Annotated in this window: 23 protein-coding genes; 8 read left to right on the top strand and 15 right to left on the bottom strand. The window is 57.4% G+C overall.

Going from position 1 to position 26,845, the window contains the following annotated elements:
* The first annotated feature begins 383 nt into the window (after positions 1-383).
* Positions 384-1,709 (top strand): Rossmann-fold NAD(P)-binding domain-containing protein, encoded by a 1,326-nt coding sequence (locus AC2FF7_RS09010; RefSeq protein WP_480867610.1) that lies wholly within the window; start codon positions 384-386, stop codon positions 1,707-1,709.
* Positions 1,710-1,716: 7 nt separating this feature from the next.
* On the opposite strand, the gene AC2FF7_RS09015 is transcribed toward AC2FF7_RS09010, so the two are convergent.
* The 5 genes from AC2FF7_RS09015 to cobS all read right to left on the bottom strand — a co-directional run bounded on the left by AC2FF7_RS09015 (position 1,717) and on the right by cobS (position 7,712).
* The gene (locus tag AC2FF7_RS09015; RefSeq protein ID WP_480867608.1) at positions 1,717-2,058 is read right to left on the bottom strand and encodes a DUF427 domain-containing protein; all 342 of its coding nucleotides are present in this window, start codon (positions 2,056-2,058) and stop codon (positions 1,717-1,719) included.
* A gap of 65 nt (positions 2,059-2,123) precedes the next feature.
* Positions 2,124-3,905 carry an aminopeptidase P family protein gene (locus AC2FF7_RS09020; protein WP_480867606.1) on the bottom strand — a complete coding sequence of 594 codons (1,782 nt, stop codon included), beginning with the start codon at positions 3,903-3,905 and terminating at the stop codon, positions 2,124-2,126.
* A gap of 64 nt (positions 3,906-3,969) precedes the next feature.
* Positions 3,970-5,847, bottom strand: coding sequence for a cobaltochelatase subunit CobT (gene cobT, locus AC2FF7_RS09025; RefSeq protein ID WP_496905516.1), 1,878 nt, complete (start codon positions 5,845-5,847; stop codon positions 3,970-3,972).
* 92 nt (positions 5,848-5,939) lie between these two features.
* Positions 5,940-6,344, bottom strand: coding sequence for a hypothetical protein (locus AC2FF7_RS09030; protein ID WP_496905517.1), 405 nt, complete (start codon positions 6,342-6,344; stop codon positions 5,940-5,942).
* 384 nt (positions 6,345-6,728) lie between these two features.
* On the bottom strand, positions 6,729-7,712 hold the full coding sequence (cobS, locus tag AC2FF7_RS09035; RefSeq protein WP_170352574.1) for a cobaltochelatase subunit CobS: 984 nt from the start codon (positions 7,710-7,712) through the stop codon (positions 6,729-6,731).
* A gap of 335 nt (positions 7,713-8,047) precedes the next feature.
* Here cobS and AC2FF7_RS09040 point away from each other — a divergent pair, with 335 nt between their 5' ends.
* Positions 8,048-8,953: a Hint domain-containing protein gene (locus tag AC2FF7_RS09040; protein ID WP_496905518.1), complete on the top strand. Its 906-nt coding sequence runs from the start codon at positions 8,048-8,050 to the stop codon at positions 8,951-8,953.
* 5 nt (positions 8,954-8,958) lie between these two features.
* On the opposite strand, the gene AC2FF7_RS09045 is transcribed toward AC2FF7_RS09040, so the two are convergent.
* Complete coding sequence (locus tag AC2FF7_RS09045) at positions 8,959-9,585, bottom strand: J domain-containing protein (RefSeq protein ID WP_170352576.1); 627 nt, start codon at positions 9,583-9,585, stop codon at positions 8,959-8,961.
* A 108-nt stretch (positions 9,586-9,693) separates the two neighbouring features.
* On the opposite strand from AC2FF7_RS09045, the gene AC2FF7_RS09050 reads away from it, so the two are divergent.
* Entirely contained in the window at positions 9,694-9,948 is a 255-nt protein-coding gene (locus AC2FF7_RS09050) for a BolA family protein (protein WP_170753030.1), read from the top strand.
* A 67-nt stretch (positions 9,949-10,015) separates the two neighbouring features.
* Here AC2FF7_RS09050 and AC2FF7_RS09055 read toward each other — a convergent pair whose 3' ends face one another.
* The 6 genes from AC2FF7_RS09055 to pepN all read right to left on the bottom strand — a co-directional run bounded on the left by AC2FF7_RS09055 (position 10,016) and on the right by pepN (position 17,564).
* Entirely contained in the window at positions 10,016-11,041 is a 1,026-nt protein-coding gene (locus AC2FF7_RS09055; RefSeq protein ID WP_496905519.1) for a hypothetical protein, read from the bottom strand.
* Positions 11,041-11,460 (bottom strand): DUF4177 domain-containing protein, encoded by a 420-nt coding sequence (locus AC2FF7_RS09060; RefSeq protein ID WP_170753027.1) that lies wholly within the window; start codon positions 11,458-11,460, stop codon positions 11,041-11,043. Before AC2FF7_RS09060 ends, AC2FF7_RS09055 begins: the two co-directional genes overlap by 1 nt.
* Positions 11,461-11,619: 159 nt before the next feature.
* Positions 11,620-13,131, bottom strand: coding sequence for an Asp-tRNA(Asn)/Glu-tRNA(Gln) amidotransferase subunit GatB (gene gatB / locus AC2FF7_RS09065; protein ID WP_480867597.1), 1,512 nt, complete (start codon positions 13,129-13,131; stop codon positions 11,620-11,622).
* A gap of 72 nt (positions 13,132-13,203) precedes the next feature.
* Positions 13,204-14,454: a hypothetical protein gene (locus tag AC2FF7_RS09070; RefSeq protein WP_496905520.1), complete on the bottom strand. Its 1,251-nt coding sequence runs from the start codon at positions 14,452-14,454 to the stop codon at positions 13,204-13,206.
* 132 nt (positions 14,455-14,586) lie between these two features.
* Complete coding sequence (locus AC2FF7_RS09075; protein ID WP_480867593.1) at positions 14,587-15,015, bottom strand: hypothetical protein; 429 nt, start codon at positions 15,013-15,015, stop codon at positions 14,587-14,589.
* Entirely contained in the window at positions 15,012-17,564 is a 2,553-nt protein-coding gene (gene pepN, locus AC2FF7_RS09080) for an aminopeptidase N (protein ID WP_496905521.1), read from the bottom strand. The genes AC2FF7_RS09075 and pepN overlap by 4 nt, the downstream gene beginning before the upstream one ends.
* Positions 17,565-17,769: 205 nt before the next feature.
* On the opposite strand from pepN, the gene AC2FF7_RS09085 reads away from it, so the two are divergent.
* The 3 genes from AC2FF7_RS09085 (at position 17,770) to AC2FF7_RS09095 (ending at position 21,391) form a co-directional block, all read left to right on the top strand.
* Positions 17,770-19,905, top strand: a complete 2,136-nt coding sequence (locus tag AC2FF7_RS09085) for a malate synthase G (protein ID WP_480867590.1) — start codon at positions 17,770-17,772, stop codon at positions 19,903-19,905.
* A gap of 82 nt (positions 19,906-19,987) precedes the next feature.
* Positions 19,988-20,413 (top strand): GlcG/HbpS family heme-binding protein, encoded by a 426-nt coding sequence (locus AC2FF7_RS09090; RefSeq protein WP_496905522.1) that lies wholly within the window; start codon positions 19,988-19,990, stop codon positions 20,411-20,413.
* 198 nt (positions 20,414-20,611) lie between these two features.
* Positions 20,612-21,391, top strand: coding sequence for a gamma-glutamyl-gamma-aminobutyrate hydrolase family protein (locus AC2FF7_RS09095; RefSeq protein ID WP_170753022.1), 780 nt, complete (start codon positions 20,612-20,614; stop codon positions 21,389-21,391).
* A 48-nt stretch (positions 21,392-21,439) separates the two neighbouring features.
* On the opposite strand, the gene AC2FF7_RS09100 is transcribed toward AC2FF7_RS09095, so the two are convergent.
* Together AC2FF7_RS09100 and AC2FF7_RS09105 are read right to left on the bottom strand one after the other, a co-directional pair.
* Positions 21,440-23,680, bottom strand: coding sequence for a xanthine dehydrogenase family protein molybdopterin-binding subunit (locus AC2FF7_RS09100; RefSeq protein ID WP_480867588.1), 2,241 nt, complete (start codon positions 23,678-23,680; stop codon positions 21,440-21,442).
* A 3-nt stretch (positions 23,681-23,683) separates the two neighbouring features.
* Entirely contained in the window at positions 23,684-24,148 is a 465-nt protein-coding gene (locus AC2FF7_RS09105) for a (2Fe-2S)-binding protein (RefSeq protein WP_496905523.1), read from the bottom strand.
* Positions 24,149-24,236: 88 nt separating this feature from the next.
* Between AC2FF7_RS09105 and AC2FF7_RS09110 the strand changes: the two genes are divergently transcribed.
* Positions 24,237-24,830 (top strand): TetR/AcrR family transcriptional regulator, encoded by a 594-nt coding sequence (locus tag AC2FF7_RS09110; protein ID WP_170527522.1) that lies wholly within the window; start codon positions 24,237-24,239, stop codon positions 24,828-24,830.
* Here AC2FF7_RS09110 and kynU read toward each other — a convergent pair.
* A complete protein-coding gene (gene kynU, locus AC2FF7_RS09115) occupies positions 24,823-26,016 on the bottom strand; it encodes a kynureninase (protein ID WP_496905524.1) in 1,194 nt (397 codons plus the stop codon). The two genes, AC2FF7_RS09110 and kynU, sit on opposite strands and share 8 nt — an antisense overlap.
* Positions 26,017-26,187: 171 nt before the next feature.
* Between kynU and AC2FF7_RS09120 the strand changes: the two genes are divergently transcribed.
* On the top strand, positions 26,188-26,637 hold the full coding sequence (locus AC2FF7_RS09120) for a methyltransferase family protein (protein WP_496905525.1): 450 nt from the start codon (positions 26,188-26,190) through the stop codon (positions 26,635-26,637).
* The last annotated feature ends 208 nt before the right edge of the window (positions 26,638-26,845 follow it).

Below are 26,845 nucleotides of genomic sequence, written 5' to 3' on the forward strand. Positions count from 1 at the left end.
GCATGGCGTAAGGCTACTCGGCTTTCATATTTTTGAACGACCAAACGAATAACGAGCTGTTTTAGAACCAGAACTCATGTGAATGGGAGTGGTTGGTAATGTATTTAAAGAGTTTCGTTCAGCGTCTCTGGCTAGGTTCGAGGGGCGCGGGTTACGCGCTGCCAGTGCTGGGGTCTGACGCAGATTTGCATGTTGCCAGAAAAGAGTTGGCACCATGACCTTTGCTGAGACTACAACCTCGATGGGCGAGTATCCGCCTGCGGTCCGAATAGCGCTACGCCTGCCTGTCATGGTGAGCCGGTCTGTAAAAACGTTTTCAGGTTCTGACCGTCTCTTAAATGGCGATGTGCAACGTGCGGCTGTGCTGGAGACGGGGCTGAGTCATGCAAAGCGTTGATATTGCATTAGTCGGAGCAGGGCCCGCTGCATACGCAGCGCTTACAGCTATGCGGGGCTTCTCTGGGTCTGTGGCTGTCGTGACGGGGGCCACCTCCAAGCCTTCTCAGGGTGGGCCGGTCAAGATTGTCTCGGTTGCGTATGAAAGACAACAGCCCGCGTGTCTGGCCGACCGCACCGAAGTATCAGGAGACGCACCGCCGATGTTTGCTGCCGCCGAAGTCGGTGGGCTGGCCAATTACTGGGGTAAACAGCTTCAGGTTTACGACTGCGATGACCCTTGGGGAAGGGGACAGTTTTTGGAAACATGGTGGGACTATTGTGCCGCGTGCGAAGCTGTGCAGCGCGATCTGAAAGTGGTCGGCGGTGCCCGGCACGAGCTTTTAGAGAACGGACTGGAAAAAAGTGTCCCACGTTTGCTGACCGGAACTTCTGAAACTCCCAATGCCGGGCTTCGGACCATGGCCCGCGCGGTCGAGGCGCGCCTCAAAGAGATGTCGAATGTCTCGGTCCGAGCGGGGCGTGTTAGCCGGATCTTGTCGGGGCAGGGGATGGTACGCTTGGACCTGGATGATGGAACTCAACTGCGAGCGCGGCACGTGTTTCTGGCTTCAGGAGTTTTAGGTACAGCGAACTTGCTAGCGCGCAGCCTGCCACAAGCATCGCAGATCGGCTTTCGCGACCATGCCCCGTACATCATGAATTGCCTTTGGTTAAGCCGTGCTTTGGGATCGCCGCGCGCTTATGCTGAGGCAGGACATTTTAATGCCCTGACGCTGAAACATAAGGTAGGTGGGCGGTGCGATCTTTTCGCCTCTGTCTATGCCGTCTCACAGGCTCCGATCAGCTTGATAACTGCCACATTTGGTTTGGGCCCCCACTTGCGCGGGCGTCGTATCGGGCGACTTGTAGATTTTGTGCAGCCCATTCGGATCTGGACGCCGTCAACTATGGTGCAGCTCAGGCATTTGCCGCGCGAGGGCCGTATCAAAGCAAATAAAGTGCCGGACGTGGGTCAGGACGTTGGCCTGCGCAATTTGTTGGACTGGTTAGCATCGCATGGAGTGCGGCACACGCTGGGCGTCACCGCCCCAGGTCAGGGCTTTCATTATCACAAACTTACAGTCGGGGATCGAGATGAGCCAGTAGATCAGGTCGTCGAGTCGGCTTTCGATGGTCGAGTCCGCGTGATTGATGCCTCTTGCCTTCAAGAAATTGGTTGCCCGCCGCACACATTGACAGCGATGGCGCAGGCTTACGGTCGGGTCAGTCAAGATCTGGCGATGGTCGACTTGATGAAAGAGGCGATGTGAGTCCCGCTCAGATTTGTTCAACTTTGACTGAATCGAGCCGATAAAACGCGATATAGCCTTTGATATCGGCGACTTCGGAGATCGGGTTTTCATAGCTCCACGCCGCGTTTTCAGTCACAGAAGATTTATTGACGATCGAGAAATGCGCGGCGTCACCCTTATGGGGGCAATGCGTGACTTTGTCGGTCTGGTCCAGAAACGCCATCGCAATATCACTGCGGGGGAAATAGATCACCGGGTCCAGATCACCTTCAAGCAGTTCAAGCGCATTTGTGCTTTCGCCCAAAATGGCGCCACCGGAACGGACGCTCCATTTACCCGGTGCTTTGCGAATAGTGATCTTGGTCATCTTGCCTCCTTAACCCTTACTGATGTCGGGCTTTTCCTCTGCCTCCGGAATGTAACAGCTGGGTGTCAGATCGGAGCGCTTGCGGCATCCAACCACACTTGCGCGTCCGCGCCCAGCCTTGGTCGTATTTTTTCCGCAACGTCGCGGTGATACGCATTCAGCCAATCACGTTGAGCGTGGGCCAGCATATCGGGAGCAATCAATCGACGGTCAATTGGAACGTAGGTCAAAGTGCGCCAGTTCAGCATTGCGCGTTCGGCATCGCCACCGGGCAAGGTAGGGGCCTGCTGCACCACCACCAGGTTTTCGATACGAATGCCAAAAGCACCTTCACGGTAATAGCCGGGCTCGTTTGAAAGGATCATACCGGGTTGAAGGGGGACATGGCTGACCTTCGACAGACGCTGAGGGCCTTCGTGCACGCTCAGGTACGCGCCGACGCCGTGACCGACGCCATGGTTGAAATCCTGCCCTGCCGCCCACAGCGGGGCCCGAGCCACTCCTTCGATATCGCGCCCAGCCAAGCCTACGGGCCAACGCAGCATCGACATGTCGATCATACCCTTTAGGACACGGGTGAAACAGGTTTTTTCTTCGTCACCTACCTCACCAATAGCGATTGTACGGGTAATATCTGTGGTGCCATCAAGGTATTGACCACCGCTGTCGAGAACCAGAATGTGCCCGTCTTCCAGAAGGCTGTCGGTCTCTTCGGTGACGCGGTAATGCATGATAGCACCGTTAGGACCGGTGCCTGCGATTGTATCAAACGAGATGTCCTGCAGCGCGCTGTCCTTGCGCCGGTTCTCTTCCAACCTTGTGACAACCTGCGTTTCAGTGACACTGCCGGGGCTTTGGTCATCCAGCCAGCAAAGCGTCTCGATCACCGCCACTGCGTCGCGCAGGTGTGCCTCGGCGCTGCCATCGATTTCAGCAGGATTTTTGCAGGCTTTCGGCAGGGCGCACGGGTCGCCGGCATCGACAATCTTGTCCTGCAAAACGTCAGCTACGATTTGGGGCAGGGTTCCAAGATCAACCTGAATTGCCCCCTGTAACGCGGCAACAGCATCAAGGAACGTTTCAGGCGCGTGAACGCGAACTTGATCACCCAACGACACGCCCAGCTTTTCTTGTGCCATGAACAAGTCAACCTTGGCATCCGCGTGCAAAATGGCAAAACCGTGCGCCACTGGGTTGTACCCGATATCCGAGCCCCGAATGTTCAACAGCCACATGATCGAGTCCGGCAAGGTGATCACGGCAGCCGAGTTGCCAGCAGCAGCCAAAGCATCGGCCAGACGGTCGATTTTGCTGGCGGCGCTTTCACCGGCGAATTTCAGAGGGTGCGCTTTAACCGGGTTCATCGGTGGAGCAGGTTGATCGGGCCATATGCGGTCAACCAGATTGGGGCTGCGAACAAGGTCTATACCGCTGCCTGCGAGGTCTTTGCGTGCGTTGGTGATCTGGCCAGCAGCGTGCAACCAGGGATCAAAACCGACCTTGCCGCCATCGGGCAGATTGTCCTTCAACCACGCGCCCAAACTGACCTCGGGCCACGGCACAGGGGTAAAGTCCTGGGCGACCTGAGCTTTGACCTGCGTTCGATATCGCCCGTCGACAAACACACCGGCCACGTCGGGCAACACGGCACAAAAACCTGCCGACCCGGTAAAGCCTGTTAGCCAAGACAAACGTTCGTCCCGCGGGGCGACATATTCGCCCTGATACGCGTCTGAGCGCGGAATAAGAAACCCGTCCAATCCAGCCTGCGCCATCTCGGTGCGCAAAGCGGCCAACCGGGGCGGCCCCTGTTCGGGGCGCGCGGTTACGGCAAAGGATTGGAACATTTATTACCTCATCACTTCAGGGCTGCGCCCTTCTATTTATGACAACGATAGGCCAAAGCCGCGTTCAACCGACCTTGCGCATGCCCATGACACGGGCGCGCGCCCTTGGGTCATTGTCGAACAGGGCGGCAAGCTGTTCGGTCATTGCACCGGCAAGCTGCTCGACATCGGTAATCGTGACGGCGCGGTCGTAATACCGCGTCACGTCATGGCCGATCCCGATGGCCAGCAGCTCGACCATATTGCGCTTTTCCACCATGGCGATGACGTCGCGCAGGTGCTTTTCCAGATAGTTCGCCGGGTTCACGCTGAGCGTTGAATCATCAACCGGCGCCCCGTCCGAGATCACCATCAGAATCTTGCGCTGTTCGCGCCGCATCATCATCCGGCGATGGGCCCATTCCAGTGCCTCACCGTCGATGTTTTCCTTCAGTAGGCCTTCTTTCATCATCAGGCCCAGATTTGGGCGTGCCCGCCGCCAGGGCGCATCGGCCCCCTTGTAGATGATGTGGCGCAAATCGTTCAAACGCCCCGGCTGCTGCGGGCGGCCGTCGTTCAACCACGCCTCGCGTGCCTGCCCACCCTTCCAAGCACGGGTGGTAAAGCCCAGAATCTCGACCTTGACGTTGCAGCGTTCCAGCGTCCGCGCCAGAACATCGGCACAGATCGCAGCGATTGAGATTGGACGCCCGCGCATCGAGCCGGAATTATCCAGCAGCAACGTCACCACAGTGTCTCGGAACTCGGTATCCTTTTCCATCTTGAAGCTCAGCGGCGTGGTCGGATTCGCCACCACGCGGGCCAAACGACTGGCGTCTAGAATTCCTTCTTCCAGATCGAATTCCCAACTGCGGTTTTGCTGTGCCTGAAGACGGCGCTGCAGTTTATTGGCCAAGCGGCTCACAGCGCCTTTCAGCGGCTCCAACTGCTGGTCCAGATAGGCCCGCAGGCGTTCCAGTTCGGCCGGTTCCGCCAAGTCTTCGGCTGCTATTTCTTCATCATGCGTGTTCAGATACACTTTGTAATCAGGATCCGCATCCGAGGCAGGTGGCGGGGCCGGTGGTTCAAGCGGAGCCTCACCTTCCGGCATTTCGGCTTCGTCGCCCATCTCGTCATCGGCCATCTCGTCCATCGAGACCTGAGCCTGAGACTGGTCCTGCTGTTCTTCCTGCGACTGTTCAGGCGTGGCGTCGGCGTCCTGCTCTTGCTGGTCGTCGTCGCCTGTGCTGTCCGGATCGGGTTGCTCTTCGGCGTCTTCTTCGGCCTGATCTTCCTGCTCGTCGTCCAGCTCGTCGGGGTCGTCACCCAGCTGGTCGCCATATCCCAGATCCTTGATCACCTGCCGCGAGAATTTGGCAAATTCAGCCTGGTCCGAAAGGATATCGTTGAGGTTTTCCAGCGATCCCCCTGCCTGTTCCTCGATAAAACCACGCCACAGATTCATGATGTTGGCGGCGGCGGGGGGTAGGTCACGACCGGTCGCCAAGTGGCGGATCAGATATCCGGCGGCAACAGACAGAGGCGCGTCTGCGGGTTGTTTACACTGGTCATAACCGCGGCGTATCGCTTCGTGGCTGATCTTGACGTCGATGTTGCTGGCCGTGCCTGGCATGTCTCGCGCGCCCATCGCCTCGCAGCGGGCGGTCTCCATCGCTTCGTACAGGTCCCGCGCCATATCGCCCGGAGGCGCATAGCGCGCATGCGTCACGTCATCGTGGTATCGGCGTTGCAGGGCCAGAGCATCTGCTGTTCCGCGCGCCAGCAAAACCTCTTCTCGTGTCATTCGGCGGCTGACCTGGGGCAAACGCATCGACTCGCCCGACATGCCTGACGGATCAACGGTGTACGAGACGTTCAGCTCGGGGTCGTCGGCCATGACCCGCGTGGCCTCGGCCAGGGCTTTCTTGAACGGATCAGCGGGGTTGTCGTTTGGTTTGCTCATCGGCGGCGGGTCCGGTCTTGTTCTGCCCCGGCAACCTAGAGCCATTCCGGGGGCTTGACCATAGGGGCGATCCGCTTTTCAACATCGCGATCCTAAAGCAATACGGCCCGACACTCCGAGATTCTGCGCGCCAACTGCTGTTCGGCCCCTTCGGCGATGCGCGCGTCGAAGCTATAGTCCATATCGGCCAGCAGGTAGGCGACTTCAACCCAGCCGCGCACACGCCACCGTTTGGGCTGGTGTTCTTCGATACCCTCGGACAGCGCCCACGGCAGAACCGCTTCCAGCATTTGGTCGAACTGTTGCTGCAGATTTGCGGCAGGCGCATCTTCGTCCCCGATGCGGGCCCGTTGGCGGGCCGCTAGCGCTTCCAACCGGCCAGAGCAGACAGCAAACAGTTCAGCCCTGTCAGACGTTGTTGTCGGCAATGCGGTAACAGGAGAGGCGAATGCCCAGACAGTTGTTGTTACAATAAGAGGTGTTTTCCAATGTGCCATGCATTGGATATGATATAGATGTAATTTGTATAATCAAGGTATATACAAATCACGGTTTCGCCAGTGACCCATCCGCTACAATCGATGCTCATTGATCTCTTTTGGTACAGCATTTATCGAGCGAGGCTACTTGCCTTTCAGTCCTAGGTGTCCTCGGCGCGTTTTGCGGCCGGTTGATTGCTGCAAGTCTCAGCTGAGTTTGGCAAGTTCGGTCCTGAATCGGGGCCGGGTGGTACCTGCAAAAAGCCAGTAAGGACAGGTTTGGGCATTTCCAAACAACACTTGTGGCATCATATCGACCATTTTCGTGGGCGACGGAAGCACAACGGCCAGCCTGAGATTTCAGGCCGGCCGTGTGTAAATCGTTTGTTCTTTTGTGGGGTGTTAGCCCAAGCTCGCGCTTGCCGCGCTCTCTGGAAGTTCTTCATCAAAGCAGCGCTGATAGAACTCGGCCACGGTCTGGCGTTCCAATTCATCGCATTTGTTCAGGAAGGACAGGCGGAACGCGTAACCAACATCACGGAAAATCTCGGCGTTCTGGGCCCAGTTGATCACTGTTCGGGGGCTCATCACCGTGGACAGGTCGCCGTTCATGAAGGCGGTTCGGGTCAGGTCGGCGACGCTGACCATCTGGCTGACGATCTTGCGACCTTCAGCCGTGTTGTAATGCGGGGCCTTGGACAGAACAATCATCGTCTCGGCGTCATGGCTGAGGTAGTTCAGCGTCGCGACCAACGACCAGCGGTCCATCTGAGCTTGGTTGATCTGTTGCGTACCGTGGTAAAGGCCCGTCGTATCCCCAAGGCCAACGGTGTTGGCAGTGGCGAACATGCGGAAATACCGGTGAGGTGTCAGAATCTCGTTCTGGTCCAACAGGGTAAGGCTACCGTTGGCTTCCAGTACGCGCTGCAGCACGAACATCACATCTGCACGGCCGGCGTCATATTCGTCAAACACGATCGCGACCGGGTTGCGCAGGGCCCAAGGCAAAATGCCTTCACTGAATTCGGTGATCTGCACGCCATCACGCAGTTTGATCGCATCCTTACCGATCAGATCGATCCGACTAATATGGCTGTCGAGGTTGACCCGCACCGCAGGCCAGTTCAGACGCGCGGCGACCTGTTCGATATGGGTCGACTTACCCGTGCCGTGATACCCTTGGATCATCACACGACGGTTGTGGGTAAAGCCCGCCAGAATTGCGAGAGTCGTCTCAGGGTCAAACTTGTAGGTCTGATCAATCTCGGGGACCCGTTCGGTCACTTCATAAAAGCGTTTGACCTGCATGTCGGTGTCGATGCCGAACACGTCGCGAACCGAAATCTCTTCTGAGGGATGTGCATTTGCGTCAATCGGCCAATCCATGCCTGTCGTCCTTATTCCTGGTACCGCAGCCTCGTGCGGGTTTTCGAACCTGTGTTTGGTGCAACATATTGCGGGCAAGGGCAAGGGAAAGAGGTATGAGTTTGAGCTGAGGCGGATGTTTCTTTGAAACTGGCCTTATTGATATGAAACGAAGTCACACTCAGTCTTTTTCTGCCCAGAACTCAATCTTCAAGTTGCTAAAATATGACTGCAAATCTTGGACCAATGATTTCCTTTCAATGCTTACATTGCAATAGAATTATGTGATGGTTTAATATCACTAAAAGCCTGCACATAACGAGTTCCCAGTTTAACGTTTCCTGTTTGAGGTTCAAATGGCACTGACAATTCTAGGCCCGACTTCGCTTTCGATTCCCAGTGGGTCGACCTCTGTCGCTCAGCAATACATAGCAACTAAAGCCGGAGCTTCATGGACTGTTGTCGTTTCGGGGACCGGCGGATTAGACGAGTCCGATTACACGGTTTCGATTTCATCAAGCGGACTTTTGACCGTCGAGTTAACTCCGGGAACCTATATTCCGCCAAACACTCAACTTACTCTCGAAATATTTGCCTCCACGGGGCCCGGTAATGGCAATAACGATTCCCTTATCGTGACGGTCTCGCTTCCAGAGGGGACAGTGCCTTGTTTCGTTAAGGGTACTTTGATCGAAACCGAAACGGGCCGCTGCCTCGTGGAAGAACTGTCCGTTGGGGATAAGGTGCGCGTTTCTAGCGGCGAATTGCTACCCATTGAATGGATCGGTGAAAAGACAATAAGCGTCGAAGAATTGAATAGGGCCCCTCGCTTGCGTCCTGTTTGCATTAAAAAAGGAGCGATGGGAAAAGGTTTGCCTGATCAAGATTTGTATGTGTCGCCGCAACACAGAATTGTTCTGGAAGGATGGCGTGCAGAATTTTTGTTTGGTGAGCCCAAGGTTTTCGTCGCAGCTATTCATTTGGTGAACGACAAAACCATTCGCCAGGTGAACGCATCTGAACCCGTAACCTATTTCCACATTGCATGTCATCGGCACGCGATACTGATGTCGAATGGTTTGCCGACTGAAAGTTTATTTCTGGGAGACATGGCGCTGCAGTCTTTTGGCCGTGAAGACGTGGAAGAGCTCTGTATGATTTTCCCCGAAATACGTAATTCCGCAACCGCGAAGGAACAAACGCGGCTGCGTTGCCTCAAGCGACCGGAAGCAGTGGCTCTACGCAATATGTTCGTGCATTAATTCAGCTATTTAAAGTTCCGGCTGTCCTTGATCTGGTCCCAGGCCCAGACAACCTCTTGCAGTTGTTCTTCCTGGCTGCGGTCACCGCCGTTCATATCGGGGTGCAGCACCTTGATCAGTTTCTTATATGCTTTGCGCACTTCAGCTTTGGTCCAGCTGTCATTGGCTTCCAAGATTTCAATCGCACGGCGCTCGGTGGGGGGCAGGCGGCGGCCGCCGCTGCCTGCGGTGCGACCTTTGTTTTGCGTGCTGTTTGCACCCAGAACCTGATGGGGGTCTTCAATACCAAGACGGGCCCAGGCACGGGCCTCGGGGTCACCCATGGGTTTTGTTTCGCGTTCCCAGACCTTGTCTTTGGATCGCTGCGCGTTCAGCTCGGCCTCGGTCGTGCCGTCGAAGAAATTCCACTTCTGGTTATATTCGCGCACATGCTGCTGACAGAACCAAAAGAAGTCATCCAGCACATCCGGCGCTTTGGGGGCGCGGAACTTGCCCGGCTCGTCACAGCCTTCATGGTCACAGATTCGGACCGAGGTCTCGGATGCGCCCGACATCCCCCGACGTCCGCGCGGGTTCTTTTTCTTGGCGCTAGAGACGGACATATCGAATCCAAAGGGGTCTGATTTCGTCATTCTGTGATCCTTAAGAACGCATCTTCTCGACTCGGAGGCAGCAGTTTAGTCTAAGCTGCCGAAAGTAGAAGAGGGGAGGCGGTAAAATTTTTGCCGCTGAGCGTAAAAATGACCGTGACTGACGAAATCCGCACTGCCTTGCAATCCGCCTTTGACCCGCATGAGCTGGAAGTAGTGGATGACAGCGAAAGCCACCGGGGCCATGCGGGCTTTCAGGAAGGTGGCGAAAGCCACTTTAACGTGCGCATCCGTGCGGCTGCGTTCGAAGGCCAATCCCGCGTCGCCCGCCACCGCGCTGTTCACAAGGCACTGGGGGACATCGTCCCGCGTATCCACGCGCTGGCGCTGGACATAGGGGTATAGTGGTGCGGTCTCGACCGCGCGGGGCGCTTGGAATTCGAGATTGGGTATCCGACTGAATTCGACTTCGTCAATTCACAGTTACCATGCAAACATCGTGTTTCAACTTCCGCTCTTCAGAGAGATAAACTCTTCGGACCAAAGACATCTTTCCCGGCCTTGAAGCGATTACTTCGAATTCTTCGACGTCAGTTAAGCCAATTTTTAATGGCGTGGTTATTTCAATCGGCGGCAAGTTCTGCGTAAATCGGCCTGAAGAAAAGTTGATGTTATTTCTGTATTTTGACAGTTCTAATTGTGCTTTGCTACCTTGGCCCAAGGTAAGATTTTTACCCTCAGTATCTTTGCAAGATTCAATGAGCTCTGTCTGGTAATCTTGTGTGGTCGACGTACTTTTAGATACCTCGACGTTGCATATTCCCCCTATTCCTCCAAACTTTGATTGATCTTCTGGGTGCCAAACATAGTTCGCCCAGCCCGGGGTTTGTCCGCGCAGTTGAATCAGCTCAGTGGTAACTGGAGCGACGGCCAATACAGTCTTGGGAACGCCACTGATTTCGACAAGGTCGTAGGGGGGCTCAAATGTTTGAACGTGCCCCGGCGTCAGCGTCTCGACACCTGCAATCTGTTTGAGATCGCATTCGCCAACTTGCGAAGCTATAGGGTCATAAATAGTTGGGTCGAATTGGTTGGCTTTGACCATGCAAATGTGCACAATCGAGCCATCATCCTGTTTGAACACGAGTTCGGTCTCTGTGCCCGACTTGTTAACAGTTTGGCTGGCCCCCCCTGCCGAATAAACCCCCCGATAAATGCCCGCATAGACGAGCGCACCGTTCCCATGCCGGATGGTTGGGTAAACCGTTAGGTCACCTCCTTCAGTTTCGATTGAGGAATAAGGGACCGGAGGAGTCACCAAGCCAAAGAAGCCAGCAATAACTGTCCCCTCAGCATCAATATTTGTCACGCAGTTAGGAGGGGTGTTCGCGCCCGCATCAGCGTGCAGCTGACCGGTGAACATCAAAGTGAAACAAACGCAAAGTGTTGAAACAAAAGAATGTGAAATCAAAAATGTCCGATTGGCAATGCTGTTCATTATTTCTCCGGCGGTGCGTCGTCCGAACTGGAAACTGTTTCCAAGCCCTTCAATGACAGCGGCGGCTCTTGCACCTCTTCCGCAATCGGGGCTGGGGCCACGACCATTTCGGGGCCCGGAACAGGCTGGGCCAAGGGTACGCCTTCGGGCGTTTCTGTCGGGCTGCGAGTGGTGACAAAAGTCAATTCGATTTCGCGCCGGAACACCAGCACGTTTCGCCAGTTCACGGTCGAACTGGTAAAGCCTGCGCGTTCTTCACTGGGTAGAAGTTCTGCGCGCTGATATTCCCAGCCGTCCTGACCCATTTGGTTCAGCACCTGTTCGATCGAGGCCGCAAACCGGCCTTCGGCGGTTTTTGCGCCCTTTGATTTGCCGCTTTTCTGCGGGGCGGGGACAACTTTGTATTCGTAGCGCGGCATCGGATCTTCCTACCTGTTCGTTCCTGGCAATCTAGCATGTTGAGGCCATTGGGAAAGTCTCCTTCGCGCCGTGCCCGGCGTGTGTTGCCCGGACACAGCGCAAAAGAAGGGCGGCAAAGGGGATGCCCTCTGCCGCCCTTTGCATCAAATTCAGTTGGTTCAGTCGCCCAGTTTCTTGGCAACCAGCTCGTTCACGGCCTTGGGGTTGGCCTTGCCGCCGGTGGCTTTCATCACCTGACCAACGAACCAGCCCGCCAGTTTCGGGTTCACCTTGGCTTTTTCCACTTGCGCGGGGTTGGCGGCGATGATCTCGTCCAAAGCGGCTTCGATCGCGCCGGTATCGGTGACCTGTTTCATACCGCGCTCTTCCACGATCTGCGCCGGGTCACCGCCTTCGGTGTAGACGATCTCGAACAGGTCTTTGGCGATCTTGCCCGAGATGGCATCCGAGGAAATCAGATCAATGATCCCACCCAACTGCGCAGGCGAGACCGGGCTGTCGGTAATGTCATGGTCTTCTTTCTTCAGACGACCGAACAGCTCGTTGATCACCCAGTTCGCGGCAAGCTTACCGTTGCGGCCTTTTGCGACCTCTTCGAAATAGGCGGCGCTTTCCACTTCGGCAGTCAAGACCGAAGCGTCGTAGTCGGTCAGGCCAAACGCCTCAATGAACCGCGCCTTTTTGGTATCGGGCAGTTCGGGCAGTTTGGCGGCGATGTCATCGACCCAGGCTTGTTCAATCTCCAACGGCAGCAGGTCGGGGTCTGGGAAATAGCGGTAATCATGCGCCTCTTCCTTGGACCGCATAGAGCGTGTCTCACCCTTGTCCGGGTCATAGAGACGGGTTTCCTGCTCGACCTCACCACCCGCTTCGACGATGGCGATCTGACGGCGGGCTTCGACCTCAATCGCCTGCTGAATAAAGCGCATCGAGTTCATGTTCTTGATCTCACACCGCGTGCCCAGATGCGAGAAATCCTGCGTTTCCTGGTATTTCTCATACGCGCCCGGCAAACAGATCGAGACGTTCACATCCGCCCGCAGGTTGCCGTTCTGCATGTTGCCATCACAGGTGCCTAGATAACGCATGATCTGGCGCAGCTTGGCGATATAGGCGGCGGCCTCTTCTGGGCCACGAATGTCGGGCCGGGACACGATCTCCATCAGGCAAACGCCGGTCCGATTCAAGTCGACAAAGGACATATGCGGGTCCATATCGTGGATCGATTTGCCTGCGTCCTGCTCCATATGGATGCGTTCGATCCGCACCATGCGCGCGGTACCATCGCCCATCTCGACCAGCACTTCGCCTTCGCCCACAATGGGGTGGTACAGCTGGGAAATCTGGTAGCCCTGCGGCAGGTCAGGATAGAAATAGTTTTTGCGGTCAAAAGCCGATTTCAGGTTGATATCCGCCTTCAAACCTAGCCCGGTGCGCACGGCCTGTTCCACGCAATACTCGTTGATCACCGGCAGCATTCCCGGCATCGCAGCGTCCACAAAGGCTACGTTCGAATTCGGCTCGGCTCCGAACTGGGTCGATGCGCCGGAAAACAGTTTTGCGTTCGATGAGACCTGAGCGTGCACTTCCATCCCGATCACCAGTTCCCAATCGTGCTTGGCCCCGGCAATGGTTTTGATTTTGGGCATTTCATATGTCAGGTCGAGCATGGCGCGCCTCTAATTTCCGCAGAAGTCTAGGCTTGCGTATTAGGCCCGGCGCGCCAAAGGGGCAAGGGGGAATCAGTGGCTGGACAGGTGTAAGCCCGTTGAGGTGAAAGTCACATCCATACCGTTGCGCAATTCTTCGCTGAACAAGTTGCCGATTGCCCGCAAAGCGTCGCGATGACCGCGTGCCGCAAACCGTTCGGTCGAGTTGACGCGCGCCGCGTTGTTGAAGCCGTTGGCCGCATGTGCCCAGATCAGCGGGTGCAATTCGGTCAGGTGATCGCGGATCAACCAGTTTGCGGCCTCGTGGATTTGAGCGCGAACAGCGTCCGCCTTTTCATTCCGGCCAATGCCACGCTTGATCGTGATCGCGCAGTATGCCGCCAGCATATTTACCATTTCTTGATCGGGGCGGTTGCTCAGAATGTCATGAAGGCCCTGCAGGAAGTATTCGACATCCAGCCGCGCACAGGCTTCGTCATCCAGCACGATCGCGTCGAACTGCGCCCAAGTGTAACCACCTGCGCCCCAGATATCATGAGTTCTGGCGGCGTTGCGCAGGGCTTGGACCTCAAGCTCTTCGTAGCTGCCGAACCAGCGCGGCAGCAGATGCGTGCCCATAGCGCGCATATGGCGTTGGTTATGGGGATCCAGCGTAATCAGGCGTTCGTATTTGTCGGCCACACGAACATGCGTCTTACGCTGTCCGGCCAGCAGAGCACAATCGGCCGCTGCAACCAAAGGGCTGTCCGGCGCGGCCTCACGGCATTTCGGAAGGATCGCGGCGGCGCGGTCGAAATGAGCTGCGCAACGCGACTGATGCAAAGAGGGCAACTTGTCTTCCGTGGCCGTCCCGCGCCATGCCCACGCGATGTCGATATGGGCCAAAGCAACGACGAGAGCGATCATCTCATCGTCCGCGTTGTCGCGCATTTCGTCTTCTAACTCCGAAATACCACCCAGCAGGTCGTAGTCGCGCACTTCTTTCAGGTCCGACAGGGCATGCTCGACGGCCAAAACCACGTCCGCACGAGCACCAAACGCCAGTAGATCGGCGACCGGCATTCCATCTGATGCCGACTCGCGCGCATCGTCGGCCGCCTTCATCTGCCGAGACAACTCGGACCACCTTCCCTGTCGGGCCAGATGGCGGCCGCGTTCAATCGCATCACGGCCTGCGATGTCCTCGGAACGCGCATCAACGACAGGAATATTCACTTGGCCACGCTGCGGAAACACCGCAGACACATCTGGCGTTAGACACAACTCCGGGTGGATTTGGGGGACAGATGCGCTGGGCGCGTTGGACTTGAAGAACCGCAACATGGTAAAACTCGGTAACTGTAAAAACTGGTAACGTTGGACTTAATCTTTCTCCTGATTTTACTCAAATTCAAGATTCAGGGGTCGTTTAGCGCTAAATTCGTGAACAATCCAGGTTGGGTATCCGGATTACCCCTAGAATACAGTAAAGTGATGCCGTTCAACCCGTAGCCCGGTGGCCTGCAGAACCTGCTCAAACACGCGGTGCGGAGGGGTAGATTCATCAGGCAGGCGAATCTTTTTCTCGGAATTCAGGACCAGCGATACACGCACTGAGAAATCCCAGCGCGTGTCCATTCGAACGTGGTCAATATCGGCAAGATTGACCTCGGCCTTGCGCGGTCCGGTGAACCAGCTCAACGTATCCTTCCCCACCGACAATCCGGCTTTGGTACCCTGCACAAAGTCCCAAACTGCGGGTAGAGTGGTCAGTGCCAGCGGAGCGATCAGCCACCATACCGCGTCAAACCACACGACCAGAGCGATCAACGCGCTGTAGATGCAGAGCAGGATCGCCAAAACGCGCGGCGTTCTGTTCTGCCGGGTGAACGTGTAAGGCGTCATGCGTCCAAGATGCGCGACACCATTTCGGTCGTATCCCGCGACAGATCGGGTGTTTCTGCGATGCGGGTCAACTGCGCGCGGATCAGGGCCTGGCGGTCGGTGTCATAGCGTTTCCACGTCTGGAAGGCCGAGCACATCCGTGCCGTGGTTTGCGGGTTCACAGGGTCCAGTTTGATCAACCAGTCCGCCAGCAGGGCATAGCCCGCGCCATCGGCCCGGTGGAATCCGGCATGGTTCATCGCAAGCGCACCCATAACCGCGCGGAAGCGGTTGGGGTTTTTCCAGTTGAAATCCGGATGCTCGGTCAGGTTGCGCGCCACATCCGCCGTCGCATCCGGCGCGGCCATCGAGACTTGCAGTCCAAACAACTTGTCCATCACCAACCGGTCGTGTTGCCATTGATCATAGAATGCGGCCAGTTCGGCCTCGCCCTTGCCAGCGCGCAGCAGGCAGGACAGGGCAGTCAGTTGCAGGGTCATGTTGTCGGCGGCTTTGTATTCCTCACCTGCCTTTGCACCCCCGTCGAGTCGTGAGGTCAGCGCAAGGACGGCCCCGCCCAGCGCGCGTTTTCCCGATTGATCCGCATCCGGGCTATAAGGGGATACAATCACGGTCTCGCTGTGCAGACGTGGCAACAGGTCTTGCACGTGTTGAGCGGTGACTTGCCGCAGCGTTTCAACGGCGGTCCAGATTGCCATTGGATCGGGCGTTAAGCCTTTCTCGTGTAACGCGGCAGCCAGTTCAGATTGTGTCGGGAGGCCCAACACCAAAGCGCGGTAGGCCGGGTCCAAGTCATCATCACGCAACACAGCAAGAAGGCCATCCAGATAGTCGGCATCAGGGGCTGCGTCGGACTGAATCATGTTCAACAACGTGTCTTCGGCCAGCGAGCGCCCGGCTTGCCATCGGTTGAACGCGTCCGTGTCATTGGCCAGCAGAAAGGCGCGTTCGGCGTTGCTTTGATCCTGTTCCAGAATAACCGGGGCCGAGAAATCCCGCAGGACCGAGGCCGTTGGTTTGGCCGCCAGCCCGGTGAAGGTGAAACTTTGGCTGGCTTCGGTCAGTTCCAGCACCTCAGTCGCGCGGACCTCATCACCGTTGGGGCCCAGAAGGCCAACGGCCACCGGGATCACCTGCGGCAGCTTTTCGTCCTGACCCGGCGTGGGTTCGGTGCGCTGCGACAGGGTCAGGGTATAAGTGCCGTCTGCCCATTCTTCGGCCACCGTTACGCGCGGAGTGCCGGATTGGCTGTACCAGCGCTTGAACTGGCTCAGATCGCGACCGGTCGTATCCTCGAATACCTTGATCCAGTCTTCGATCGTGCAGGCTTGCCCGTCATGGCGGTCGAAATACAAATCCAGCGCCTTGGTATAGGCTTGATCACCCACCAGCCGTTTCAGCATACCGATAATTTCCGCACCTTTTTCGTAGACTGTAGCGGTGTAGAAATTGTTGATCTCTTGAAAGCTTTCGGGCCGGACAGGATGCGAGAGCGGCCCGTTATCCTCGGGGAATTGCCGGGCGCGCAGGTCGATGGCGTCGTGGATGCGTTTGACCGGGGCCGAGCGCATGTCGGACGTGAACTGCGCGTCGCGGAACACGGTCAGGCCTTCTTTCAGGCACAGTTGAAACCAGTCGCGGCAGGTGATGCGGTTGCCGGTCCAGTTGTGGAAATACTCATGAGCGATGATCGCCTCGATCCGCTCAAAATTCATATCGGTCGAGGTCTCGGGGCTGGCCAACACGGCGGAGGAGTTGAAGATGTTCAGCCCCTTATTTTCCATCGCGCCCATGTTGAAGTCATCGACAGCCACGATGTTGAACACGTCCAGATCGTATTCACGGCCATATACGTCCTCGTCCCATTTCATCGACTTTTTCAGCGCCTCCATGCCAAAGGCGCATTTGCCCTCGTCGCCGGGGCGGACCCAGAGGTTCAGCTCGACATCGCGCCCGGACATGGTTGTGAACTGGCCCGGATGCGAGATCAACTCGCCCGCGACCAGAGCGAACAGATAGGCAGGCTTGGGCCAAGGGTCGGTCCATTCGGCCCAGCCTTCGCCTTTGCCGCTTGGGTTGCCGTTGGACAGCAGCACGGGCAAATCGCCGTTGATGCGCACGGTGAAGGTGGACATCACATCGGGGCGGTCGGGATAATAGGTGATCTTGCGGAACCCTTCCGCCTCGCACTGGGTGCAATACATCCCGTTTGACATATAGAGCCCCTCAAGCGCGGTGTTGTTGCCGGGGTCAATCTCAACCTCGGCCTCCCAGATGAAGGGCGCGTCAGGGGCGGGCGCGGTCAGGCCCTTATCGGTCACCTCGGGCGCGATCTGCACCCCGTCAATGCAGGCGCGGATCAGGGTCAGTTCTTCGCCGTGTAGAAAGAAGGTGCGGTCCGTGGCATCGGGGTTGGGGCGGAAAGCAATGCGCGATGTTACGCGGGTGGCGTGCGCTGCCAGATCGAAGGTTAGATGCACGCTGTCCACAAGATAGCCAAAGGGCGTGTAATCTTTCAGATAAATCGTCGTAGGGGCAGCGTCGCGCATCTGGGCCTCGCATCGGTTGGAGTTTGAGGCGACGTTATGGTCTGTGGCAATGGGCTGCAAGCGGTGTCGGGGCCCAACCAAAAGCTGGTCACGAAATTTTGGTAAGTTTTTTTTACCGAAATTGTTGCGGCACGTTGCCTATCGGAAACTTTCACTCTAAATGCTGGCTGCACACAGTGGTGCACAAAAAGGCGGGAGGAACATTATGACCAGCAGACAGACACGCAGCGGGCTTCAAGTTGATACGGTTCTGGCCGAGTTCATCGAAGACAAGGCGCTGCCTGGCACCGGTGTTACGGCCGATGCGTTCTGGGATGGTCTGTCGCGGCTGGTGTCCGAGCTGGGCCCAAAAAACCGCGACTTTCTTGCCAAGCGTGAAAAGATGCAGAGCCAGCTGGACGCATGGCATCTGGACCGCAAAGGTCAGGACCACGACGCCAGCGCCTATCAGGCATTCCTGCGCGAGATCGGCTATCTGGTCGAAGAGAGTGACGATTTCCAGATCGAAACCACCAATGTCGATCTCGAGATCGCCTCGACACCCGGCCCGCAGCTGGTTGTGCCGATCACCAATGCCCGTTTTGCACTGAACGCCGCCAACGCACGTTGGGGCAGCTTGTACGATGCGCTGTATGGCACGGACGCGATGGGCGATCTGCCAGCCGCCGGAGGGTACGACGAGGCGCGTGGTGCCCGTGTGATTGCATGGGCCAAAGGTTTTCTGGACGATGCTGTACCGCTGGCTGCAGGCTCGTGGGCCGATGTGTCCGATCTGCGGGTCGAAGGCGGTGCGCTGGTACCTGCGCTTGCCGACGCTGCGGCATTTGTCGGCTTTGGCGGTGAGGCTGAGAAGCCTGATTTCGTTCTGCTTAAGAATAACGGGCTGCATGTGAAAATCGTTGTCGATGCCTCTAGCAACATCGGCGCGACCGACCCGGCTGGGATTGCTGATGTTCATCTGGAATCGGCGCTGTCCACGATCATGGACTGCGAGGACTCGGTGGCCTGTGTGGATGGCGAAGATAAGGTCGTGGCCTATAGCAATTGGCTGGGCCTGATGAAAGGCGATCTGGCCGAAGAAGTGACCAAGGGCGGCACCACCTTCACCCGGAAACTGGCTGACGATCTGACCTATACCACCGCAGGCGGCGAACAGGATGTGCTGAAAGGCCGCTCGCTGATGCTGATCCGCAATGTGGGCCATCTGATGACCAACCCCGCCGTTCTGGATGGTGAAGGCAATGAGATCGGTGAGGGCCTGATGGATGCGCTCTGCACCACGCTGATTGCGATGCATGACCTGCAGCGTGAAGGTGGGAATTCGGTCAAAGGCTCGGTTTATGTGGTCAAGCCCAAGATGCACGGGCCAGCCGAAGTCGCTTTCGCGGTCGAGATTTTCGATATGGTCGAAGACATCCTTGGCCTGCCGCGCAACACCGTTAAGCTGGGCATCATGGATGAAGAGCGCCGCACCTCATCCAACCTGAAAGAATGCATCCGCGCCGCGAAATCTCGCGTGGCCTTTATCAACACCGGTTTCCTTGATCGGACCGGGGATGAGATCCATACCTCTATCGAAGCAGGTCCGATGCTGCCCAAGGGGGACATGAAAGTGACGCCTTGGATTACATCGTATGAGGATCGCAATGTCGATATCGGTCTAGCCTGTGGTCTGAAAGGCAAGGCGCAGATTGGCAAAGGCATGTGGGCGATGCCCGACCGGATGGGCGATATGCTGGATCAGAAGATCGGCCACCCGAAATCTGGCGCGACTTGCGCGTGGGTGCCGTCGCCGACCGCTGCAACTCTGCACGCCACGCATTACCACAAGGTCGACGTTTTGGCCCGTCAGGACGAACTGGCCGCAGGCGGCGCGCGCGGAACGCTGGACGACCTGCTGACCGTGCCGCTGCTGGGAGGCCGCAACCTGAGCGAGGACGAGATCACCCGCGAAATCGAGAACAACGCGCAGGGCATTCTGGGATATGTCGTGCGCTGGATTGATCAGGGTGTGGGCTGTTCGAAAGTGCCGGATTTGAACGATATCGGCCTGATGGAAGACCGCGCAACCTGCCGGATTTCGTCGCAGGCGCTGGCCAACTGGCTGCTCCATGACGTGGTGAGCGAAGAACAGGTGATGGCGGCGATGCAGAAGATGGCCGCCGTGGTGGATCGCCAGAACGAAGGCGACCTGAGCTATCGCCCGATGGCGCCCGGTTTTGACGGTGTGGCATTCCAGGCAGCCTGTGATCTAGTGTTCAAAGGCCGGGTTCAGCCTTCGGGTTACACCGAGCCGGTTTTGCACGCCCGCCGTTTGGAGTTGAAAGCGAGCTTGGGTTGAACGGATAGGGTCGGAGCGAGGAGGCTGTTTGCCCGCTCCCGCTCCCCCGAGGATATTTTTGGCCAGATGAAAGGGATCACGCATGGCTGTTACATTGCGCAAGGCGCGCACGATTGTGCGCAAGGCTTTGGAACAGGGCCGCGAATTGGAGCTGAAACCCCTGTCAGTTGTTGTTCTGGACGCCGGTGGTCATGTGATCGCCTTTGAGCGTGAAGACGGTGCCGCGCCCGGTCGTTTTGCGATTGCGCAGGGAAAAGCCTATGGGTCGGTCATGCTGGGCATGGCAGGCACCGCGCAGATGGCCCGGGCCGAGGCGCAGGCGTACTTCATGGCCGCTGTGAACGGTGTATATGGCGGGCAGGTTGTGCCTGTGCCGGGCGGCGTATTGTTGCGCGACAAGAAAGGGGCCGTGATCGGCGCTGTTGGCGTGACCGGCGACACCTCGGACAATGACGCGATCGCGGCGATGGCGGGGATCGAAGCTGCCAGCCTGATCGGCGAGATTTGATGAACCTGTCGAAGGGCCCCTGGGCCCTTCGACTTTCGGTGTTCGTGGAATGCCTCACAAATGGTCATTTGACTGTTTCTTGTTCCCCTTGTGCATAAGTGAACAAGTGCCTGCGCTGCCACACAGGGGCTGTGCTATTGCGCGCTGCTGTGACGGCGGCTAGCTTTCCCGAAACGCAAAAACAACCGGGAAAGAAGAATGCCTCGACCTATTGTGGGTATTATCGGCAACTCATACTTGTTGGATGATCAATACCCGACCCATGCCGGTGGGACCATGAATTCGGACGCGGTTGCGAACGTGTCAGGCTGTTTGCCGATGCTAATTCCGGCTGATCCCCGCTACGTTTCAGTGGAAGAATTGCTGGACGTCTGTGACGGCTTTTTGCTGACCGGCGCGCGCCCGAATGTGCACCCCGAGGAATATGGTGAGTCCGCAACCGATGCGCATGGCGATTTTGATCGGGCGCGGGATGCGATCGCACTGCCGTTGGTGCGGGCCTGTGTCGAAAGGGGCCAGCCGTTCTTTGGCATTTGCCGAGGGTTTCAAGAGGTCAACGTGGCAATGGGTGGAACACTTTATCCCGAAATTCGCGATCTTCCGGGGCGGATGAACCATCGCATGCCACCGGATGGGACGTTGGAAGAAAAGTTTGCGCTGCGCCATATCGTGACACTGTCCGAAGGCGGCGTATTTCACCGTTTGATGGATGCGACCGAAGTCATGACGAATACTCTGCACGGGCAGGGGATCAAGACGGTCGGGCATCGGGTTGTGGTAGATGGCCACGCGCCGGATGGAACGCCAGAAGCGATCTATATAAAGGACGCCCCGGGTTTTACGCTTTCGGTGCAATGGCACCCGGAATGGGATGCCGAGAACGATCCGGTCTCGCGCCCGCTGTTCAAAGCGTTCGGAGAAGCTGTTCATGCATGGTCTGCTGGCTCTAAGGCCGCGACACTGCAGCAATCGGCATAGAAGGCGTGCGCCGGTCCAGGAGAGAAGAACCAGACCGGCGCATCGCGATCAAACCAGCAAATCGAACTGATTGATCAGTGGCAGGGTGCGTGCGCGCTCGCCCGTGAGGTCGAACAACGCGTTTCCAAGTGCAGGCATTGACGGAGGTGTGCCAGGCTCACCCACGCCTCCCAGGCGCGCGTTGGTTTCGAGGATACGTACCTCGGTCACCGGAGCGTTGTGCATGCGCAGCGCGTCGTAGTCGGGGAAGTTGAATTGCTCTACTTCTCCGTCCGCAAACGTGATTTCACCCATAACGGCGGCCGACAAGCCATACATCATTCCACCGAACATCTGCGCCTCGACCGTGCCTGGATCCAAAGCAATACCCACGTCGCAGGCGATCCACGCTTTAGCGATGCGAATGGTGCCGTCCTCGTCGACCACTTCGATGACCTGAGCGACCGGAGTGCCAAAGCTGTAGGTCATGGCGACGCCCTTTCCGACACCGTCTGGGGTTTCTCCGGTCCAGCCGGACATCTCTTTCACGGCTTGCAGAACACCTGCAGCTGGGGCGAATTCGGCCTTGGCCAGCTCCAGCCGGAACTCCAGCGGGTCACGACCTGCGGCATGAGCCATTTCATCCATGAAAGTTTCGTGGAAGAACCCGTTATGACTATTGCCGACCGAGCGCCAGAAGCCTACTGGCACGGCCAGATCGGCGATGTGGCCGCTGATGCGGTAGTTCGGTACTGCGTAGGGCTGGTTGAACAACCCCTCGACAAGAACCTTGTCGGGTCCTCCGCCCGGCAGGCCAGTATAGCGTTCAACTGCTTGCTGCGTGCTGGATTGCGACGCCACCTTACCGTCGATCAGAACGGCAGTGCCATCCTTGACCGCTCCGCGCATCCGGGCGATTGCACCGGGGCGGTAGTAATCGTGACGCATATCCTCTTCCCGGCTCCAGGTCGTCTGAACCGGAACATTGGGTACCGCCATCGCAACTTTGGTGGCGATTTCTGCAAAGTCCAGTTCACCACGGCGACCGAAACCGCCCCCTAGATAGGTGGTATGAATATCGACCGCCTCGGTAGCCAGATTGGCTGTATTCGCGGCGCGGATTTGGATCAATGTCGGTGCCTGGTTGCCACACCACAGGTCTAGCTTGGTGCCAGTGAACAGGGCCGTGGCGTTCATCGGCTCCATTGTGGCGTGGGCCAGGTACGGCACTTTGTATTCTGCCGAGATTTCTGTCGCGCCGTCGGGCAAAACGTCCACGTCGCCATCATCGCGCATGGTCGAGTTTGGCGCGTCGTCAAACGCTTCGGCAATCTTGGAAAACAGGCCGTCGGTTTCGGGGGGGTAGGGGGCGTCACCCCAGTCGATGTCGATGGCTTCGACCGCCTGTATGGCAAGCCAGGTGTTGCTTGCGACCACCGCGACACCGTCGCCAAGATTGACGATCTTTTCGACGCCGGGCATGGATTCGGCTGAACTGGAGTCATATCCCTTCATTGTGCCGCCCAGCTTCGGGTTTATTCGAACGGAAGCGAACTTCAAACCCTCGGGTCGCACGTCGATGCCGAACTCAGCTGTGCCGGTGGATTTCCCTACCACGTCGACACGGGGTAGGTTCTGACCCAATAGGCGCCAGGTCGATGGGTCGCGCAATGCAACGTTGGGCGGTTCGATTTGACCAGCGGCTTCGGCGAGCTCGTGATAAGAAATGCGCGTGCCATCCGGCGCGATCACTGCGCCGCGTTCGGTTTTCAATTGTGCCCGATCCACGCCCAGCCGATCAGCGGCGACCTGCTTAAGCGTCTCACGCGCGGTGGCACCGGCTTCACGCATCCGCTCGAACCCGTCTTTCATAGAGGTCGAGCCACCTGTGACTTGAAGGTTCAGCGGTTTGCCAAGCACGCCAAGGGCCTCGCCCAGGTTGTGCTGGAACTCGCTGGCGTCATAGCCCTTATTTGGCAGCCCCTCGGCCATGAGTGCCGAGTTGTAATAGGCAGCAGCCGCAGGGCCGTGCAACACGCGGATGTCGTCGATCTCAACATCAAGCTCTTCGGCAATGAGTGCGGCCCACGTGGTCATAACGCCCTGTCCCATCTCGGCACGCGGAGCAAACAGGGTTACTCCCTGCTGGTCTATCAGGACAAAGGGGCTAAGGGCGGTCTCTCCTTTGCCGGGTCGCAGCGGGTTCGCGGCCGGACGCGTGACGTAATAAGCGCCAAAGGCGACACCGCCGACAACGGCGGCCGAGCCGATAAGGAACGTACGACGGAGGATTTTTCCAACAGACGCCATGGTTTATGCCTCCTTCAGTTTGGAGGCCGCGTCATGGATCGCAGCCTGGATGCGCGGGTAAGTGCCGCAACGGCAAAGGTTTCCTTGCATTGCGTCATCAATATCGGCGTCCGTCGGCGTTGGATTTTCGGCCAGCAGCGCCGCGGCCTGCATGATTTGACCTGACTGACAATAGCCGCATTGCGCAACCTGATGATCGACCCATGCCTGCTGGATCTTGGCCATAGCAGTTGGTGTGCCAAGCCCTTCGATCGTGGTGATGTCGCCCCACACATCTGACAACGCAACTTGGCAGGACCGAACGGCCTCGCCGTCAATGTGAACGGTACACGCGCCGCACGCTGCAACGCCGCATCCGAACTTTGTGCCGGTCAGTCCAAGCTCATCTCGCAGGACCCACAAAAGAGGGACGTCTTCAGGCAGGTCGACCTGATGTGACGTTCCGTTGATCTTCAGATTGGTCGCCATTGCGCTTCCTCTTGCCTTGTAGCTGTCGTTACTTTCTGACATAGTTAGCTGAATATGTCAGATGGTCAACTGACAAAATGGGTAAAAAATGTCAAAAGCTACACTGGAAAATTATGTTTTGGATGATAAGTGCCTGACTATATTGGATTCGGCGCTTCAAGCCTTCTCGGCTTATGGGTTCAAAAAAACGTCAATGGATGACATCGCCAAAGGCGCGGGTATGTCCCGACCTGCCCTGTACCTGCATTTTCAAAACAAAGAGGCCATCCTGCGCCAACTGACACATTTGCACTACGAGCGTAAAACGGCCGCCGTTGCCGAAGCGCTGAATATGGAGGGATCAGTTTCACAAATCATCGGAAATGCGATCCATGTGCAAACGGATGGCATGGCCGAGATCATGTCCTCGCCCCACGGGCTAGAGCTGCTGGATGCCAGCGTGTCCACTGCCGCCGATATCGTGACACAGGGTGAGGCGCAGTTGATGGCGCTTTATGCTGACTGGCTGCGGCGCGAGGCAGAAAAGGGGCGGGTGCGTTTGTTCGATGGGCCAAGGGAAACAGCCAAGATGATTGCCTCAGCGCTGCGTGGGATAAAAACCTCGGCCAGCGATTATCAGGAATTCATCCGCTCAAACTCTAATCTTGCCACGGTTATTGGAGCGGGAATCGAGGTTACGTAACCCGCTGGCGCGTTTTGTACTCTGGCGTATCCCATAGTTGGTTCTTCATTATGTCGGCCAGAATTGTGACAGCGTTCTCAACGTCCTGCGCGTCTATATAGAGCGGGGTGAACCCGAACCTCATAATGTCAGGGGCCCGGAAATCTCCGATCACACCGCGTGCGATCAAGGCCTGCAAGGCGGCATAGCCTTCGGCAAACCGGAAGGAAACCTGACTGCCACGTTGGGCCGGATCACGCGGGCTTGCCAAGGTCAGGTCGGGGCAGGTGGCCTCGACCCGTGTGATGAACAGCTCGGTCAATTCGATAGATTTCGCGCGCACATCCGCCATATCGGCCATGTCCCAGATATCCATCGCCGCTGACAGCGCCGTCATTTGGATGATCGGAGGAGTGCCGACGCGCATCCGCTCGATCCCGTTACCGGGGCGGTAGTCCAGATCGAACGCGAACGGGGCTTCGTGCCCCAGCCAGCCCGACAGGGCCGGGCGTACGCGATCCGTCAAACCGGGCGCGACATAAATGAATGCGGGCGCGCCGGGGCCGCCATTGAGATATTTATAAGTGCAGCCCACCGCGAAATCGGCGTTGCAACCGGACAGGTTCACCGGAATTGCGCCGGCGGAATGGGCCAGATCCCAGACCGTCACGGTACCCTTTGCATGGGCCAGTTCGGTCAGTGACTTCATGTCGTGCATCCGGCCGGTGCGGTAATCGACCTCGGTCAGCATCAAAACCGCTACGTCCTCGGTGATGTGTGCGGCGACATCTTCGGGGGCGACAACGCGCAACTCATAATCCGACCCAAGCGAGCGCAAAAGGCCGTCGACCATATACAGATCCGAGGGAAAGTTGCCGCTGTCTGACAACACTACTCTGCGATCCGGGCACAGCTCCAGCGCCGAGGCGACGGCCTGATACACCTTGATCGACAGCGTGTCGCCAGTCACGACACTTCCCGGTTCCGCTCCGATCAGCCGCCCGATGCGATCGCCCAGACCTGTGGGCAACCCTATCCAGCCGGCCTTGTTCCAGCCAGTGATCAGCATCTGACCCCACTCATCCTCTATCATGCGGGCCACGGTTTTCCCGGCGGCTTGGGGCAGGGGGCCCAGAGAATTCCCGTCCAGATAGATCACTCCGTCGGGTAGCTCAAAAAGGGCTTTGGTCGCGGCAAAATCGGTCATCGCAGGGAGTGGCCTTGTGTTAAGAATGCGTCTTTTTCAATGGCGTAACCGATCCTGAATTCTCTGTCCATTGATGCGACATCCCGCGCTTTTGCGAATCCGGCCTTAAAACGGTACGAGGACACGCAGAAGCGACGTGCCGTTGCATGTCGTCCGCTGCGGAGGCTGCCAATGCGCTGGGTCGATATACCACCTGTCTGGCTTGTCGGGTTTGCATGTGTTGCCTGGCTCCAGGCGCGCCATTTCCCGATGGGGTTGTCCCTGGACAGCGGCCTGACCGATTTGCTGAGCGGTATTTTGATCGGCGGCGGCATCTTGCTGGCGGCTCTGGCTGTGGCCGAGTTTCGTCGTTTCAAGACAACAGTCATTCCGCACGAAACGCCCTCGTCTTTGGTGCAGTCGGGCATCTACTCACGCAGCCGAAATCCGATCTATCTGGGCGACGTGTTGATTCTGGCCGGTCTGGTTTTGCGCTTCGATGCAGTGCTGTCGCTGGCCCTGATTCCGATCTTCGTCTGGTTGCTGGAGCAGCGCTTTATCCTGCCTGAAGAAGATCGAATGCGGCGGAGTTTCCGCACTGATTTCGCCCGTTACGAACGCAAAACCCGCAGGTGGATTTAGAGTGGCCAAGGCAATGACACAGCGTCACGGATGCTGCGCTTGCGAAATAATGTTGCGTCAGCTACACAGCGTGCTTATCAAACATATCCGATGAACCGCTCGGACCGAGTGAAACTTAGGGGGACTGCCAGTGAAGCTAGGCACACCAAAGGAAATACTGGACGGTGAGAACCGGGTCGCGATGACGCCCGAGTCCGCTTTGCAGTTG

It is taken from the genome of Ruegeria sp. YTSC325 (genome assembly GCF_059609525.1).